The 16083-nt window shown below is 38.8% G+C and carries 20 protein-coding genes; 8 read left to right on the plus strand and 12 right to left on the minus strand.

The window, feature by feature from the left end; translation table 11 throughout:
• From CYP26_RS10045 to hemB, 7 genes are all read right to left on the minus strand, one after another.
• On the minus strand, nt 1-1950 hold the full coding sequence (locus CYP26_RS10045) for a bifunctional diguanylate cyclase/phosphodiesterase (RefSeq protein ID WP_103631274.1): 1950 nt from the start codon (nt 1948-1950) through the stop codon (nt 1-3).
• Nucleotides 1947-2606: a transglutaminase-like cysteine peptidase gene (locus tag CYP26_RS10050; RefSeq protein WP_103631275.1), complete on the minus strand. Its 660-nt coding sequence runs from the start codon at nt 2604-2606 to the stop codon at nt 1947-1949. Before CYP26_RS10050 ends, CYP26_RS10045 begins: the two co-directional genes overlap by 4 nt.
• 23 nt (nt 2607-2629) lie before the next feature.
• Complete coding sequence (locus CYP26_RS10055) at nt 2630-4309, minus strand: TolC family outer membrane protein (RefSeq protein ID WP_103631276.1); 1680 nt, start codon at nt 4307-4309, stop codon at nt 2630-2632.
• Between the two features lie 112 nt (nt 4310-4421).
• Nucleotides 4422-5783, minus strand: a complete 1362-nt coding sequence (gene hemN, locus CYP26_RS10060) for an oxygen-independent coproporphyrinogen III oxidase (RefSeq protein WP_103631277.1) — start codon at nt 5781-5783, stop codon at nt 4422-4424.
• Nucleotides 5776-6261, minus strand: a complete 486-nt coding sequence (locus CYP26_RS10065) for a DUF2603 domain-containing protein (protein ID WP_103631278.1) — start codon at nt 6259-6261, stop codon at nt 5776-5778. Before CYP26_RS10065 ends, hemN begins: the two co-directional genes overlap by 8 nt.
• Nucleotides 6258-7175 carry an ornithine carbamoyltransferase gene (argF, locus tag CYP26_RS10070; protein WP_103631279.1) on the minus strand — a complete coding sequence of 306 codons (918 nt, stop codon included), beginning with the start codon at nt 7173-7175 and terminating at the stop codon, nt 6258-6260. Before argF ends, CYP26_RS10065 begins: the two co-directional genes overlap by 4 nt.
• Before the next feature lies 1 nt (nt 7176).
• Entirely contained in the window at nt 7177-8148 is a 972-nt protein-coding gene (hemB, locus tag CYP26_RS10075; RefSeq protein ID WP_103631280.1) for a porphobilinogen synthase, read from the minus strand.
• A gap of 68 nt (nt 8149-8216) precedes the next feature.
• Between hemB and ribA the strand changes: the two genes are divergently transcribed.
• Genes ribA through htpX form a run of 5 tightly spaced genes read left to right on the plus strand, consistent with a single transcriptional unit; the run spans nt 8217 to nt 10771 of the window.
• Nucleotides 8217-8780 (plus strand): GTP cyclohydrolase II, encoded by a 564-nt coding sequence (gene ribA / locus CYP26_RS10080; protein WP_103572161.1) that lies wholly within the window; start codon nt 8217-8219, stop codon nt 8778-8780.
• On the plus strand, nt 8780-9346 hold the full coding sequence (gene rsmG, locus CYP26_RS10085; RefSeq protein WP_103631281.1) for a 16S rRNA (guanine(527)-N(7))-methyltransferase RsmG: 567 nt from the start codon (nt 8780-8782) through the stop codon (nt 9344-9346). The genes ribA and rsmG overlap by 1 nt, the downstream gene beginning before the upstream one ends.
• Nucleotides 9343-9537 carry a hypothetical protein gene (locus CYP26_RS10090; protein ID WP_103631282.1) on the plus strand — a complete coding sequence of 65 codons (195 nt, stop codon included), beginning with the start codon at nt 9343-9345 and terminating at the stop codon, nt 9535-9537. The genes rsmG and CYP26_RS10090 overlap by 4 nt, the downstream gene beginning before the upstream one ends.
• Nucleotides 9534-9896 (plus strand): hypothetical protein, encoded by a 363-nt coding sequence (locus CYP26_RS10095; RefSeq protein ID WP_103631283.1) that lies wholly within the window; start codon nt 9534-9536, stop codon nt 9894-9896. Before CYP26_RS10090 ends, CYP26_RS10095 begins: the two co-directional genes overlap by 4 nt.
• Nucleotides 9897-9904: 8 nt before the next feature.
• Complete coding sequence (htpX, locus tag CYP26_RS10100) at nt 9905-10771, plus strand: zinc metalloprotease HtpX (protein WP_103631284.1); 867 nt, start codon at nt 9905-9907, stop codon at nt 10769-10771.
• Nucleotides 10772-11245: 474 nt separating this feature from the next.
• Here htpX and CYP26_RS10105 read toward each other — a convergent pair whose 3' ends face one another.
• Genes CYP26_RS10105 through CYP26_RS10125 form a run of 5 tightly spaced genes read right to left on the minus strand, consistent with a single transcriptional unit; the run spans nt 11246 to nt 14292 of the window.
• Nucleotides 11246-11647, minus strand: a complete 402-nt coding sequence (locus tag CYP26_RS10105; RefSeq protein WP_103631285.1) for a flagellar protein FlaH — start codon at nt 11645-11647, stop codon at nt 11246-11248.
• Nucleotides 11638-12069 carry a hypothetical protein gene (locus tag CYP26_RS10110; RefSeq protein WP_021088382.1) on the minus strand — a complete coding sequence of 144 codons (432 nt, stop codon included), beginning with the start codon at nt 12067-12069 and terminating at the stop codon, nt 11638-11640. The genes CYP26_RS10105 and CYP26_RS10110 overlap by 10 nt, the downstream gene beginning before the upstream one ends.
• A gap of 9 nt (nt 12070-12078) precedes the next feature.
• A complete protein-coding gene (locus CYP26_RS10115) occupies nt 12079-13092 on the minus strand; it encodes an alanine racemase (RefSeq protein WP_103631286.1) in 1014 nt (337 codons plus the stop codon).
• On the minus strand, nt 13085-13324 hold the full coding sequence (gene cmeU, locus CYP26_RS10120; RefSeq protein WP_009294264.1) for a CmeU family protein: 240 nt from the start codon (nt 13322-13324) through the stop codon (nt 13085-13087). The genes CYP26_RS10115 and cmeU overlap by 8 nt, the downstream gene beginning before the upstream one ends.
• 2 nt (nt 13325-13326) lie before the next feature.
• The gene (locus CYP26_RS10125) at nt 13327-14292 is read right to left on the minus strand and encodes a L,D-transpeptidase family protein (protein WP_103631287.1); all 966 of its coding nucleotides are present in this window, start codon (nt 14290-14292) and stop codon (nt 13327-13329) included.
• Nucleotides 14293-14429: 137 nt separating this feature from the next.
• On the opposite strand from CYP26_RS10125, the gene CYP26_RS10130 reads away from it, so the two are divergent.
• From CYP26_RS10130 to CYP26_RS10140, 3 genes are read left to right on the plus strand one after another with little or no spacing between them, the layout of a single operon-like run.
• Nucleotides 14430-14852, plus strand: a complete 423-nt coding sequence (locus CYP26_RS10130; RefSeq protein ID WP_103631288.1) for a copper chaperone PCu(A)C — start codon at nt 14430-14432, stop codon at nt 14850-14852.
• The gene (locus CYP26_RS10135; RefSeq protein ID WP_012001484.1) at nt 14852-15316 is read left to right on the plus strand and encodes a hypothetical protein; all 465 of its coding nucleotides are present in this window, start codon (nt 14852-14854) and stop codon (nt 15314-15316) included. Before CYP26_RS10130 ends, CYP26_RS10135 begins: the two co-directional genes overlap by 1 nt.
• A 9-nt stretch (nt 15317-15325) precedes the next feature.
• The gene (locus CYP26_RS10140; protein ID WP_103570805.1) at nt 15326-15868 is read left to right on the plus strand and encodes an SCO family protein; all 543 of its coding nucleotides are present in this window, start codon (nt 15326-15328) and stop codon (nt 15866-15868) included.
• The last annotated feature ends 215 nt before the right edge of the window (nt 15869-16083 follow it).

The raw sequence follows: 16083 nt of genomic DNA on the forward strand, positions 1-16083 counted from the left end.
TCATCCAATATTTTTGATTTCATCTATGTAAATTCCTTGCATATTTTTAATGCCAAGCTCAATTAGCTTACTCTTTTGCTCTTCGCTCTCAACACCGATCGCAATCAAAATGATATCTTTTGAGCTTAAAACAACATCTAGTGATTGTTTTGTATTTGCCCCTGATTTATCACTTAAAAAGTCGATTAAGACGCTTGACTGGATCTTTACGTAGTCTGGATTAAATTCTTTTAGCTTCTCAATGCCTTTTGCGCTGAGTTCAAAGTGGTCAAATCCAAAACCAAAGCCAAGTTCTTTTAATTTTTTAGTAAGTCTAACTATACTTTCGATACTAATATCGTCTTTGTTTGGAATTTCTATATAGTTTTTATATTTTGAAATTTGAGCGATTTTTTTAAGTGTGGCTTCAAGTTTTGAGAAATTTTCATCCGAGCTTAATATCTCTTTACCCAAATTTATCGCCAAGCTTCCTTGAGGCAAGATATTTTCAGGCAAAATTCTAGCGATTCTATTTAGGATATGAAGATCGAGCATCGCACCTAAATTTAGCTCATTTACCATTGGCATAAAGTATGATGCCATACGCCATTTGCCCTCGCTATCAACGAGCCTTAGATAAAGTTCGTACTGCTCAAAGCTTGAGTCAAAACCAACTACTTTTTGAGCTGCAAATTTAAATTTATCCTCTTTTATAGAGTCAAAGATAAGCTCTTTGTATTTCTCTTTGCCGATGACTAAGGTGTTTTGATTTGCATTAAATTCTTTGCAAGTAAAGCAGCCAGCCAGTCTTGCACTAGCCAAAGTAACGTCAGCTGATGTAAGTAGCGTCCTCATGTCAGTGCTTGGCGAGTACTCGACAATAGCAGCATTGACTGGGCACTCACTATCGTTTATAGAGAAATTTGTATAGAGTTTTTTAAACTCAGCCATGATCTTATCGTCTAAAGCTGAGAAATTTGATGAGTTTTTACCGTAAGAAAGCAAGATAAAATCGTTGTCATTTAACCTTGCGACGATCGCATTTTGGTCATTTTCGGTAGATTTTTCTTGTAAAATTTGAGCTATTTTTATGATGACACTTTGCCATTTTTCAAAGCCAAGAACGCCTTTTAGCCCTGCTAGATCTTTAAAGCTAACAAGCGAAGCAACACCGCTTGAATACTCTTCACTTGCTAGATACTCACTAAATTTAGTTTGAAAAAATCTTCTATTGTAAGTGCCGCTCATAGAGTCTTTATATAAAAGCTCTTGATACTTGCTAAGCGTAGCCGCCTCTCTTTCAAATATGTCTTGAACCTTGCTAACCATCGAGTTCATGGCGAGCACCATCTTTTTAAGGTCGGTTGTGAATGGAATTCTCTTTTGGATGATAAATTTATTATCAAGTATCGCTTCAGCTTGATCCTGCACCTTAACAAGTGGTCTAAATATCGCCTTAAGGGCGAAAAATGCCACGACAAGAGCGATGATGATCATTAAAGCTAGAAAGTTAAAAATATTTTTTGAGTTTGAGTAAAGCTCATTGTAAGCAAGCGCCGTGCTACCTTGAACATAGAGTGTGCCAAATTTTGCCCAGCCAGTCATGATCTCGCTAGTTGCAACAGGAGCTTCAAATTTAGCGATCTTATAAAACCACTCTGGGATATCTTTAACAATAGTTTGTTGAGAATTTTCTATAAGCACCTTACCATCGACATCTTCAAGTTTAATGAGCTTGTATCTGCCGCTATCAAACATAGAATTTATCATCGTTTGTGCCAAAGACATATCCTCAGGATCAACAATCGGTTTTAAAGCAAGTCCAAGTGAGTTTGCTGTGTGTCTTGCATTTTCACCGAGCTGGTCGTTGATGTATCCATTTAGGCTCTTAAAATTTAAGTAGCCAACAGCCATAAAAATCACGATGCCAAAAGCTATCACAGCGATCATAATCTGTTTAAATAGCGTCATAAATCCTCTTTTCCTATCCTATCTATTAGTTCCATCCACTTAGGATTTTGTTTTTTATTTCCACCTGGTATTGCCTGACCAAGACCTTCTTGTTTTGCCAAGTATAGCGAATCACCGTTGAAACTATAGACTGGCACGAGGTCTGTTCTTTGTGTTGCGATTTTTATTTTACCATTTATGTTGTCTAAAATTAATGGAATAGACTTTGGTGTATCATAATATGCCAAAACCATATGTGCTTGGTTGTATCTTAAGGCTTTAACGTATGTGAAGTATAATTTTTGAGTTGGAATTCCAAGTTGCTTTAGGGTGAAATACTTTGCGATAACGTAGTCTTCGCAGTCACCAGCGCCTTTTCCTACAAATTCCATTCTGGTAGCCCAGTAATCTTTTTTATGCCAAAGTTGCATATCATCAACCCACCTAAAAGAGTTAAAAAAATCATTTACTTTTATTAATTTCTCTTGTTCGGTTGCATCTTGCAATGAAGTCATTAAAGAATTTAATGCCGATGCCCTTCTTCTTGCATCTTCTCCATAAATTTTAGCCACCTTTGCTATCGTTGTTTGTTTTACAAAATCCCCAACAGCATTTATTGCTAATAACGAAAAAAGGACGCTTACAGTAAGCGTCCAGAATTTTGTTTTGACCCTCATGGTCATCACTTTATTTTAAATTTTTATCTTAGGTCGTTTTGAATACTGCAAGCGCCTTGGATATATCTCTTCGCAAAGCCTGGCTCAAAACTATCTGAAACCATACCCATGTTATCTAGCAATCTATATTTTGCATAAGATAGTGCAGTCTCAGTTGTAGCGATCTCTTTTAAAGCTGTGTTGTATTCGTTTTCTGCATCAAGCAGGTTGATAAGGTCGCGGCGACCAATTCTAAACTCATCTTGGTATGCATCAAGAGTAGCTTTTGAATATTCAACGTGTTGATTTAGATATCCCATTTTCTCTTGGTTAAGAACATAGTTTTGCCATGAGAATTCTAAAGACTCTTTAAGCTCTCTTACAAGGTTGTCCATAGTTTGTTGCTCTTGTTGAACAGCAAGTTGGCTCTTCTCTTTATCAAGTTTATCATTACCTTTGTTGTAAAGGTTATAGTTTAGTCTTAAAAGAGCATCAAATGTTTGCTCTTCATAATCATCATATAAAACATTTGAGTGATCATAAGCACCTGATACGACAAGATCTAATTTTGGCAAAAATGGTGCATTTTTCTCTTTTACAACAGACTCTGCCATAGCGATGTTTGATCTTTGAACTAGAAGTGTTGGGTTGCAAAGAACAGCTTTGTCATAAACAGCCTCTTTAGTGCTTGGTAATGGCAGGTTAAACTCAGGCATTACTAGATTTTTAGCAGCAACTTTTCTTCCATATAGTTTTTCAAATGTAGAAAGTGCATCCTCGTAATTATTTTTAGCAGCTACATAGTTTGATTGAGCCAAAGTATAGCGTGATCCAGCTTGTCTCTCTTCAGAAGCTACGCCGTAACCTGATGCGGCTCTATCTTTGATTTGGTTATAAATTTCTTCATGGCTTTTTACATTTTCTTCTTCAATGTCAAGAATTCTCTTTGTTTGAAGAACTTGTAGATAAGCATTTGCAGCACTTAATGTTAGTCTATCTGCAGCTTGAGCTACCGTGTAAGCAGCTGAGTCAAGTCTTGCGCTTTGAGAGTTGATTCTGTTTTTATCAGCACCACCATTATAAAGGTTTTCAACTAAAGTTAAAGATGCGCCAGATACTCTGCCATCGCCTCTTCTTGTTGCAAGACCGTCATCAAGACGTTTTCTCTCATATCCTACTCTAGCAGCTGCATCAAGTGTTGGATAGTAAGCATTTTTAGCTATTTTTAGATCTTTACCAACTTGTAAGTAGTTAAATTCTGTAGCTTTTAAACTTGGGTTTTCATTTAAAATAGTTTTTACAACTTGATCCAAAGTCAATACGCTATCATCAGCTTGTGCTGTAGCTGCTGCTTTAGGCTCAATTGATATAGTTTGCTCTATATTAGATTTTTTAGTTGATTGAGCATTTGTGACAGGTGACTTAGCTCTCATTAAAGCATCTTTATAACCTGACTCATTTTGAACTTTAGCTAACAACTCATTAGCTTCATTTTCAGAAACTGGAGTTGTATCAACATATAAAAACTTTCTTCCACCAACTTCATAAACGCCAGTAGTTAGTCTGCTATCTGATATTTTGCTATTTACTTTGCTAACAGCACTATCGATCCTAGCAGCGCTATCATCTTGAGCAAATGAAGCTAGAAAAATCCTATAAGGGACATCTTGGGCAGACAGCAATGTTGCTGCGGCCAAAGCACTAATTGCTAACATCTTTTTCATAACTAGATCCTTTTACCTTTTTATTGTCAAGCTTTGGCTAGACTTTTAGTGCGAATTATACACCAAGAAATATTAAACGTATTTTAAACACTCTATGACAAAAAAATAATTTTTATATCGTCTTAGAAAATCGCCTTAAATTCTCTGGAATTTTCTTAAGATACTCATCAAAACACATTGCAATATTTCGTATTATCAGCGTTCCTGTCTCATTTACACTGATTTTATCTGTCGTAATATCGACAAATTCACTTAAATTCTTTAGCTCTTCAAGCTCATTTTTGAAATGTTCAAAGAAATTTATATGAAATTCATCCTCAACTGCCTTGATATTAAGCCCAAAATTGCTCATCAAACTCATAATAACACTTTTTCTAAGCAAATCTTCATCGCTTAGATAAATTCCCTTTGCGTATGGCAACTTTCCACTATCGATCGCTTTTTCATACTCATCCATATCTTTGTGATTTTGTGCGTAGTGTCTTTTACACTCGCCGATGCTTGTCACGCCAATACCAATGAGATCAGCGCCGCCCTTTGTCGTATAGCCTTGGAAATTTCTATGCAAAGTACCATTTGCCAAAGCGCCAAAAAGCTCATCATTTGGCTTTGCAAAGTGATCCATTCCTATCATTTTATAGCCATTTTTAGTTAAAAACTCAGCTGTAAATTTTAAAATTTCAAGCTTAACTTCTGGATTTGGCAGGGTTGTCTCATCAAATTTACGCATTGACTTTTTTATCCATGGCACGTGAGCGTAGTTAAATACTGCAAGCCTATCTGGATCAAGCGTAAGAGCAAGCTCAAGCGTCTTTTTAAAGCTCTCTAGACTTTGATATGGTAGGCCATAAATTAGGTCCATATTGATTGATTTTATGCCCTTCTCTCTAGCCATTTTTACGGCATTTTGAGTGATCTCATAAGGCTGAATTCTATGAATTTCTTTTTGCACCTTTTCGTCGAAGTCTTGCACGCCGTAGCTTATGCGGTTAAAGCCGTGAGATATGAGCACATCAAGCTGCTCGTTTGTCAAAAATCTAGGGTCTATCTCGCAGCTTATCTCAGCCTCTTTTGAGAAATTTTTAAATTTAGCCTTGATAAGTTTGATGATCTCATCAAGTTGCTCGGCATTGTAAAATGTCGGTGTGCCGCCGCCAAAGTGCATCTGCAAGACCTCGGTGCTTGTATCTAGGTGTCGAGCTAAAATTTCAAGCTCTTTTTCTATATATCTTATATATCTCTCTTTGCGGTCCTCTTTGCTCGTGTAGATGACGTTACAGCCACAAAAATAGCAAGCACTCCTGCAAAAAGGCAGGTGTAAATAAAGCGAAAGTGGCCTTTTTTTATCGCGGTTTTCAAGCTCTTTTATATAAGCCTCATAGCTAAATTTATCACTAAACTCCGGCGCTGTCGGATAGCTCGTATATCTTGGCCCTGGCCTTGAATACTTCACATACGCACTAAAATCAATCATCTGCCCTGCTCCTTGCCATTTGGATCATCTCTTTTATATCTACAAACAAATTTGGATGCTCTTTTTTTATATTTTTTACTAATTTTTCAAGATCTATGTTAAACTGCCTGCTCTTTTTGCCATGTGCGATCTTTTTGATCTCATCCATCGCAACCACCCAAACATCACTAAAATCAACTGGGATATTTTGCCAGATCGTCTTTTCAAGTCTTAGGTCAAAATTCTCTTTTTGTGTCTCTTTTAATGCCTCTATCAAAGCTGAGAGCGATTGTACTGAAACAACCGTGTGTAAATTTTGATTTTCATCAATGCCAAACCACGGCTCTTTCGAGTCCCAAGAGCCACTTTTTAAATTTAAGATATGCTCGTTTGGATTTTTCGTTGAAACTATCTCAAAGACCGTTTTTTCAGGGCTACTTAGCCCAAGTGTAGTGCCGATCTCATCTATCTCATCATATATATTTTTCTCTTCACTCATTTTCTTCTCTCGTCTAACCAGACCATCACGCCTTTTTGGGCATGAAGTCTATTTTCCGCCTCGCTAAAAATTTCATCCGCGTGCCTCTCAAAGACCGCTTCGCTCACCTCATAGCCTCTATAAGCTGGCAAGCAGTGCAAAAATATCGCATCTTTTTTAGCTAAGCTCATCAAATTTTCATCCACGCAGTATCCAGCAAAGTCTTTTAGCCTCTTTTCTTTCTCAGCCTCTTGCCCCATCGATACCCAAGTGTCCGTAGTCACTACATCGGCACCATTTACCGCTTCTTTTATATCGTTTGTGATAAAAATTTTCGCACCTGAAATTTTTGCATTTTCATTAGCCACTTTTAAAATTTCAGCGTCCGCCTCATAGCCTTTTGGCGTAGCCACTCTTAGCTCAAGGCCAAGTTTGCTTGCTAGCATGAGCCACGAGTGGGTCATGTTGTTGCCATCGCCTACGTATGCGACCTTCTCTCCTGCGCTAAATTCAAGCATGGTTAGATAGTCCGCCATAAGCTGCACTGGGTGAAATTTATCACTTAGCCCGTTTATCACTGGCACACTTGAAAATTTAGCAAATTCTTCCAGCGTTTCATGCTTATCGACCCTTAGCATCGCCATGTCGCACATCCTGCTTATCACTCTAGCGGTGTCACGGATCGGCTCGCCGCGTCCTATTTGTATATCATTTTTGCTTAAAAATAGTGCGTATCCGCCAAGCTCATGCATGCCCACATCAAAGCTCACTCTAGTTCTAGTTGAGCTTTTTTCAAATATCATTGCAAGCTTTTGATCTTTAAGATATGGCTTAAATTCTCTAGCTTTCGCCTCTTTTTTGATCTTGCGGGCTAAATTTATCATCTGCTCGATTTCATCTTTGCTAAAGTCATTTAGCGTCAAAAAGTGCCTCATCTTAGCCCCTTAAAATTTTAGCCGCTTCTTTTGCGTGATAGGTGATGATCAAATTTGCCCCTGCTCTTTTAAAGCCGATCAAGGTCTCCATCATAACGCGCTCATAGTCGATGATGCCAGCTTTTGCGCCAGCTTTTAGCAGTGCGTACTCGCCGCTTACGTTATAGACACAAAGTGGCAGAAGTGTTAAATTTCTTAGCTCTCTAACGACGTCAAGATAGGCAAGCGCTGGCTTTACCATCAAGATATCAGCGCCTTGCGCTTCGTCCTGCAAGCTCTCATTTATAGCTTCAAGGCGGTTTGCGCTGTCCATTTGGTAGCTCTTTCTATCGCCAAAGCTTGGTGCGCTTTGTGCCACGTCACGAAATGGTCCGTAGTAGGCTGAAGCAAATTTAGTCGAGTATGCCATCACTGGTAAATTTTCAAAGCCATTGCTATCAAGCGTATCTCTTAGTGTTGCGATGATGCCATCCATCATGCCACTTGGTGCGATCATGTCGGCGCCATTTTGAGCGTGTATCAAGGCTTGCTTAGCTGAAATTTCAAGCGTTGCATCGTTGTCGATGGTATTATGTACATGATCGATTATGCCGCAGTGGCCATGATCTGTATATTCGCAAAAGCAAAGATCTGTTATGACAAATAAATTTGGAAATTTATCTTTTATGGCACGAAGCGCAGTTGCGATGATGCCGTCATTGCTTAGTGCGTCGCTGCCAACGCTATCTTTTAGGCTTGGTATGCCAAATAAAATGATCGATTTTATGCCTAAATTTACTATCTCTTCGCACTCTTTTAAAATTTCATCGATACTCATTTGATAGACGCCTGGCATCGAAGCGATCTCGTTTTTAACGCCTTTGCACTCGACTACAAAGAGCGGATAGATGAAGTCATTTACGCTAAGGCTAGTCTCTCTTACCATGTCTCTTAAAGCTGGATTTATTCTCAATCTTCTAAAACGTTTAAACATATTTTTGCCTTTTCTTTGTTAAAATGCGTGATTTTTAGCTAGTTTAGCACAGTTGGAGTAAATTTAAAATGAAAATAGAAATTTCAAACGCCGCAAATCTACCCTCAAGATTTGGTACTTATAAGGTTCAAGCCTTCAAAGAAGGGGCAAAAGAGCACCTTGTGATCTACAAAGAGCCTCTAAGCGAAGTAGTAAATCTTAGAATTCACTCTGAGTGCCTAACTGGCGATGCGATCGGTAGCCTAAAGTGCGACTGCCGCGACCAGCTTGAAGCGAGCCTAAAATATATCGAAGAAAATGGCGGCATGGTCATCTACCTGCGTCAAGAGGGCAGAAATATCGGGCTTTTAAACAAGATAAACGCCTACAACCTCCAAGACAAGGGCTTTGACACCATTGAGGCTAATCACCAGCTAGGTTTTAAGGCTGATGAGAGGACGTATGAAGTGGTTGATTTTATCCTAAATCACTACGGCATAAAAGAGGTAAATTTACTCACGAATAACCCTTTAAAACTTCACGGACTAAGCTCGGTAAAGATCGTAAAACGCGTGCCTATCGTTATAAAGCCAAATAAATTTAACGAAGGCTACTTAAAGGTCAAAAAAGAACAAATGGGGCACATCTTGTGATGAAAAATGAGCTCTGCTTGCCAGCTGAATTTGACGAAAAAGTAAAGGCTTACGCTCAAATTTTTGCTAAATTTAACCGAGTTCATAGCTTAAGCAACTATAAAGATATAAGCGAGCAGGTGCTTGATAGCATAAAACCGCTTGAGATTTTTGACCTAAGTGCTAAAACTGCGATCGATGTTGGTAGCGGCGCTGGCTTTCCAGCGATATTTTTAGCGCTTGCGATGCCTCAAACGAAGTGGCACCTTTTTGAGCCGATAGCCAAAAAGTCATCATTTCTAAGCTACGCTAAGATCGAGCTTGGCTTGCAAAATTTAGAAGTTCATAGCCAAAAGATCGAGCTTGCAGATAAATTTACGGCTGATCTCATCACTTCAAGGGCGCTTAGCAAGACAAAAGAGCTTATAAAAATTTGCGAGGGATTTTATGATGAGAGCACTAAATTTCTCATCTACAAGGGCTCAAGCGTCATGGATGAAATTTCAGGCATCAACGCACAAATTTATAATGAAAAAAACAGAAACTACATATTTTTTAATCTCAAAAATCAAGGGGAGATACATTGAAATACTTGCTTTTTGTAGCGATTTTGGTTGCGATTTACATCATATTTTTTAAAAATAGAAAAAAAAGCGACAAGATAAGCACCAGCAACTTCGAAGAGTGCAGCAAATGCGGTGTCTTTAGCGACATCAATCAAATGGTGCTAAGGGACGGAAAATACATCTGCAAAGAGTGCATAAAGGGTGAGAGATGAAAATTTTAGGTGATGAGCTGATAAAATTTGAGCCGCTGTTTCTTTGCAAAAGCGAAGATGAAATTTCAAGCGACAGGCAAAATCTCTTTAAATTTGATAGAAATTTGATAAAAAAAGCGCTAGAAGCTGGAGCAAACTTTAGCATCATCGCAAATGACATAAACGAAGCCATCATCGCAAATGCCGCTGGAGCAAAATTTATTATTGCCGATATTACGCTAGCAAAAGATCTGGCAAAAGTTGCGCAAAACTACCTATTTGACGCACTTATCGCTGTTTTAATAGAAAGTGAAGCAAGCCTTTTCGAGCTTGCGAAATTTGAGATCGACGCAGCGATCTTACCAAATGCTATAAAATAAGGAAAAAAATGGAAATTTTTAAAACTGCTTTTTTAATGGTTGCTTTAATGCTAGTTTTCATCGCTGTTGGCGGCTACGTGGGCGGCGAACAAGGCATGATAATCGCCTTTTTGATGGCAGCTGGCATGAATATCTTTTCTTATTTTTTCAGCGACAAGCTCGTTCTAAAAAGATATAACGCCATCCCAGTTGATGAGAGCAACGCTCACGGCCTTTACGAGATCGTCTCTCGCCTCACACAAAAGGCGAATTTGCCGATGCCAAAAATTTACATCATCCCAGAAGAGGTGCCAAATGCATTTGCCACAGGCCGCAACCCAAGCCACGCAGCCGTCGCAGTTACCGAGGGGCTTTTAAAAATTTTAAATGAAAACGAGATCGAGGGCGTGCTAGCTCACGAGCTAAGCCACGTAAGGCACTACGACATCCTAACTGGCTCAGTCGCTGCCATCCTAGCTGGGGCTATCGCGATGGTCGCAAATTTTGCCAAGATAGGCACCCTCGCCGGTCAAAATCAAAACTCGCAGCGAAACGCCAACCCAGTGATTATGCTAATCATCGCCGTTGTGATGCCTCTGGCTGCTACGATCATCCAAATGGCGATATCAAGGGAGCGCGAATACAAGGCGGACAAAGGCGCAGCCTATCTAACGGGACACCCAGAGTGGCTAGCTAGCGCGCTAACAAAGCTTGAAAACTACTCAAATTCTTACGTCATGCAAAACGCAAGCGAGCAAAGTGCGCATATGTTTATCGTAAATCCATTTGGCTCGCTAACTAGCAAGCTTAGCGTGCTTTTTAGAACGCACCCAAGCACCAGCGACAGGATCGCCGAGCTTCAAAGGCTAGAACAAGAGATAAAAAGAGGCATGTAGAATTTAGCTCTTAGTAAATTTGGGCTAAATTCTCGTTTTTTGGTTTAAATTTTAAATATAGTAGTCAAATTTTAAATTTTCATGGGCGAGTATTTCGCTCTAAAATTTGAGCTAAGCTGTAAGCGAAGTTAAAATTTAGCAGTCGCTCATGCAAGCGTGTGAGACTTTAACAAATTTTAAAATTAAAGCTGGCATATCACGGCTCTAAATTTAGTGCTAAACATGGTGAAGCCTAAATTTAGTAGTCTGCCAAGGCGAGTGAGTAAAGTTTTAAAATTTGTAAATTTGCTTTGTGAAGTCAGATAAGCGTCAGCAAATTTTAAAATTTCATGAACGAGTAATTTCGACTCTAAAATTTGAGCTAAGCGATAAGCGAAGCCAAATTTTAGTAGTCAATCCTTGCGAGCGAATGAAAGTTTAAAATTTGCAAAAAGATCAAATTTGCAAGCCAAAACTGAAATTTAACCCCAAATTTCACTGAAGTCTCTTGCAATCTTCATCTTTTATGGTGTATTCAAAGATTAGTTCGCCGTTTTCTGAGTAGAAAATTTCATCCAGGCTAACGCCGATGCTTAGCATATTTAAAATTTCTTTATCCTTGCAAGCGGTTCTTAAATTCTCTTTTTTTATAGCCTCGATAAATTCCAAAAGCTCTTTTTCTTCAAGCCTTTTGATCTCTTGTTTTCTTGCGTGTTTGACGGCGTATCTGTAGATGAGCGTGTCACCAATGTTTAAGATATCGTTAAGCGTTAGCGTCGGCGTGCAGATAAATGGGAGCTTTTTTTTGTAGTATGTTGCGTGATTTTTCGCTGCCATATCTGGCGTAAGAGCCAGAGCTAGCGAGCAAAAAACCAAAGCAAAAAGGGCTACTCGCAACTACTCTTATCCAGCTTCAAATCAAAAAGATGCCTACCCTCAAAGCCGTAGCTACCACTTAGCGTGATTCCGCGATTTAGCGCAGCTCTTGCCATGCCTGAGTTGCAAAGTGCCTCTTTTCCGTTTTGATAAAACTCATCCTTTAAAGCCGAAATTTGAGCCTTGTTATAGCCTTTTAGCTTCTTTGTCTTGGTCTCATTTAAGACAAACTCGCCATGTATGTTTAGTCCGTCGCTGCTTACATCTTTTAGCGTGATCATCTCATCGACCCTGCTTGGTAAATTTGGCTTTGCGGTTTGGACGACAAAGGCTGGGATCTGCTTTGTATCAAGCTGATTTAGTATCTGCTCATAAACTTTAAACTCACTCTCTTGCACACCAAAAGCAAGGCTTGCAAGAGCTAATAAAACGATCTTTTTCACATATTACCTTTATATAAATTTTCTAGTGATATTTGGCGAGAGTTTGACTAAGATGTCGTAGTTTATCGTGCCAAAAAACTCCGCCCAGACATTTGCGTCCTCAATGACACAGACCCACTCTCCACTATCTTTGCAGCTAAAGCTATCCATCGAAATTTTGCCAAGTATCAGCTCGCCGTTTGCAAGCCTTAGCTCACCAAGTCCATTGTATCTTAGCAGTCCGTCGCCATATCCAAGATCATAAGTAGCGATGTTTATATCATCTTTTGCTATAAATTTAGCCCCATATCCCACGCTTTGACCACTTTTTAAGACCCGCCTACTAACGCACTTTGCCCAAAGTGAAAGCACTGGCTTTAAATTTAAAGAGCCATTAAACTGAGCATATCCATACTGAGCGATGCCCACGCGCACCATCTCATCTTTTATCTCGCTCGCTCTTTCAAGGGCGGCTGAGTTGTGAGAGTGAAAGATCGGTTTTTTTATACCAAACTCATCACAAAGAGCTAAAATTTTCGCTTTTGCGGCGTTAAAATTTTCTCTTTGCACGAAATAATCAGCATTTAGCTCATCACTTGCTCGAAAGTGCGTATAAGCGCCAAGAAGCTCTAAATTTCTTCTAGCTAAAATTTCAAATGCATAATCAAGCTCGTTTATATCAAGCCCATTTCTATGCATGCCAGTGTCGATGGCGAGGTTGATTTTTGTATTTTCTTTTATCTTTAAAAGTGCGTCTATGTCGTTTATGGCGTAGGTAAATTTAGCGCTCTCATCGCCTGTTGGGATGTGTGAGAGGATCAAGATACTTTCAAAGATATCAGCGATCTCATTTGCTTCAAATTCGCTCTTTACGGCGCAGTTTTTTATGCCAAATTTCTTAGCCTCGCCAGCTATTAGCCTTGCGCCGTGCCCATAAGCGTTATCTTTTAGCACGACGATCACTTTTTCTTTTCCGCCAGCTTTGTCACAAATTTTAGTTAGATTGTGGATATAAGCTGCTTTGTTTAGGCGTATCTCAGACATTGAAATTCACATCATAAGCTTTATAAACGTCAGGCAAGAGCTTTCTTACGTTGTAGTCAAATGCATAAAATTTAGCGTAAATTTCTTTTAGATCAGCCTCTTTGACCTTGCTAAAGTCAAAGACGTCAGTGCCATTTTTCTTTGGTACTTGGCGGTCTAACTCAGCAAAAAATGCAGACCTCGCCTCTAAAATTTTCTCTATCTTCTCTTTTACTTCTTGAGATTTTTCCACTTCTACTCCTCTATAAAAATTTTCATCTCATCGCCATAAAGCTTGACATAAAGGGTCTTTTGACCTGCAAATTTATGCGTATCAGAAGCGTAATCCTCATAAAAACTCACACGAAAGAGCTTGTCATTTTTAAGGTTCGGATAAGGTGTGATGAGAAAATTTGAAAAAGCGATATGTTTTTTCTCTTTTTTAGAAAAGATAGCTCGTTTCATATTTTTAAAATTTTCTAAGCTCATGCCGTCATACCGCTCAAAATCTTTATCATAAAATTTCAAATAGCTATCAATATCACTCTCGCTCCAAGTCTTCTTCCAGTTAAGAATTCCAGAGATGATCACTGCTATGTCGTTCACGCTTGCTTCTGGGCGCTTGTCCTCGTAGATAAATGCGAGCGTTTTTTTGTGGTCTATAACTTCGTCAAATTTCATCAAGATGTCATTTTGCATAGCCACGCAGCCTTTTGTCTTTAGCTCATCTGTCCTTTGACCATCAAGCGGATAGCCATGTATCCAGATGCCGCTGCCATTGCGTTTTGCAAGCTTATCAAGCAAATTTGGATATGAAAGAGAAAAGGCAAGAGGCCCCAAGTATCTATCATTTGGCGTAAATCTACGCGTGAGCTGATAGACACCAACTGGCGTTTTTAGATCGCCCTCAAGCAGTTTGTCGCCGTTTTTGCCAACAATGACGCTTGAGCTAAAGAGTTTTTTTGTAACGCCGTATTTATAAGAGATGACTTCAAGCTCTTTGTCTGTCTTATCAACCACGCTTAGAAGTATCTCGTTGTCGTAATATCCGTATCTAACGTCCTTGTCTTTGAGCTTTTCTAGCCAGTAGTCCTTACTTAAAATGTTCTTTTCAATGGCTTCTATGACAGCAGATGGGCCATTTTTTAAGTAAATTTCTTCATAATTTTGGGCAAAAAGACAAGGCGCTAACGCGATGAAGAAAAGTAGTATCTTTTTCAAATGAAGTGTCCCAAAAAGTAAAATTTAGTGCGTAATTATAACCTAAAAAATTTCAATTTTTAAATTTTAAAGGGAATTTTAGTTTCTTTATATGTATAATCTGAAAACCATTATTAATTTACCACAAAGGAAAAAATATGAAAAAACTTGTTTTTGGTGCATTACTTGCGGCTTCTACACTAATGGCAGCTGACATAAGCCTAGAAAATGTCAGAGCAAGAGACACAAAGCCTGGCGCAAACAACAGCGCTATTTTCATGGATATCAAAAATGCTTCAAATGCCGATGTAAAGCTAGTTGGCGTTCATTCAAGTGTTTGCAAAAGCACTGAAATTCACACTCACAAGATGGAAAATGGCATGATGGCTATGGTTCAGGTTGAGGACGCTGTTATCCCAAAAAATGGCGAGACAAAGCTAGCACCTGGCGGTCTTCACATCATGCTTATGGATCTAAACAAGCACCTAAAAGATGGCGATAAGGTTGATCTGGAGCTAAAATTTAGCAACGGCGAGAGCATCAAGCTTGATAATATCGGAGTAACCAAAAACTTTAAATAATGAAAAAAATTCTAATCATTTTTTCACTCATCTTTATAGTAGCAGGCGCTTTTTGGATGGGTCATAAATTTATGGTCAGCAAAGAGGATCCGCCTGAATTTGCCGATGTAAATACATCGCTTGATCCTTTAAAATGCGATCTAAACAAAGATGCTTGCGAGGTGAAATTTAATGGCGTTAAGCTAAAGATAGACATCTCGCCAAGACCGATCTTTGCGATGAGACCATTCAGCTTTAAGATCATTAATGGCAAAAATTTAGGACTAAAAGATCCAAATCTTGTAATCGATGGCATAAATATGAACATGGGTTCTATAAAGGCAAGGCTTGATCAAAGGGGCGATAGCCTAATAGCCCAAGTCGTGCTAAGTGCTTGCGTGGTCGATCTTATGAGGTATAGATTTAAGCTGCTTGATGGCGAAAAAGATACTGGATTTTTTGTCGATCTTGATCTAAAAATGTAAGGGCAAATGATGAAAAAGACACTTTGGGGCTTAATAATAATCTTAATATGTGCTGGTCTTGCGATGCTTTTTATAAAGCCAAACAAGTATGATTTTAAGGCGCTTTCAGAGCATGGCGAAGTGAGCCTTAAAAACTATAACGGCAAATATAAAGCGATATATTTTGGTTATCTTTACTGCCCCGATGTCTGCCCTACCACGCTCTCTCTTGTGGGCGATGAGCTAAATAAACTAAAAAGAGACGACTTTGAGCTACTCTTCATCACCCTTGATCCTGAGCGTGACACGCCTGAAAATTTAACCCTCATGGCAAAAAATTTCTACAAAGATGCAGACGGACTAAAGATGAACGATCTGCCAAAAGTTGCCAAAAACTACGGCGTAAAATACCAAAAAGTGCATCTTAAAAACTCTGCTATGGGCTACTCTGTCGCTCACAGCTCTGCTATCTATCTGCTAGATAAAGAGGGGAATTTTTACAGCGAAATTTCAAATTTAACTAGTGAAAATATCAAAGAAAATCTCTTAAATTTAATAAAAGATAGACCTTAAATTTATCTTGTAGATCAAAATTTCTTATTTTTTTAAAAAACTTCTTAAACAGCTATACAATTCTTTTTAAACTAGCCGATATTGCGACAATCCAAATCATTATGTAAAGGAATTCGTGTGAAGTCAATCACCAATAAAATAGCACTAATGCTAATAGTTGCTCTATGTATCTCGTTTGTGGCTATGTCAGCCGCTAGTTACTACACTGCCCAGAA

Origin of the sequence: Campylobacter concisus, assembly GCF_002913225.1 — a bacterium.
Lineage (GTDB): Bacteria > Campylobacterota > Campylobacteria > Campylobacterales > Campylobacteraceae > Campylobacter_A > Campylobacter_A concisus_J.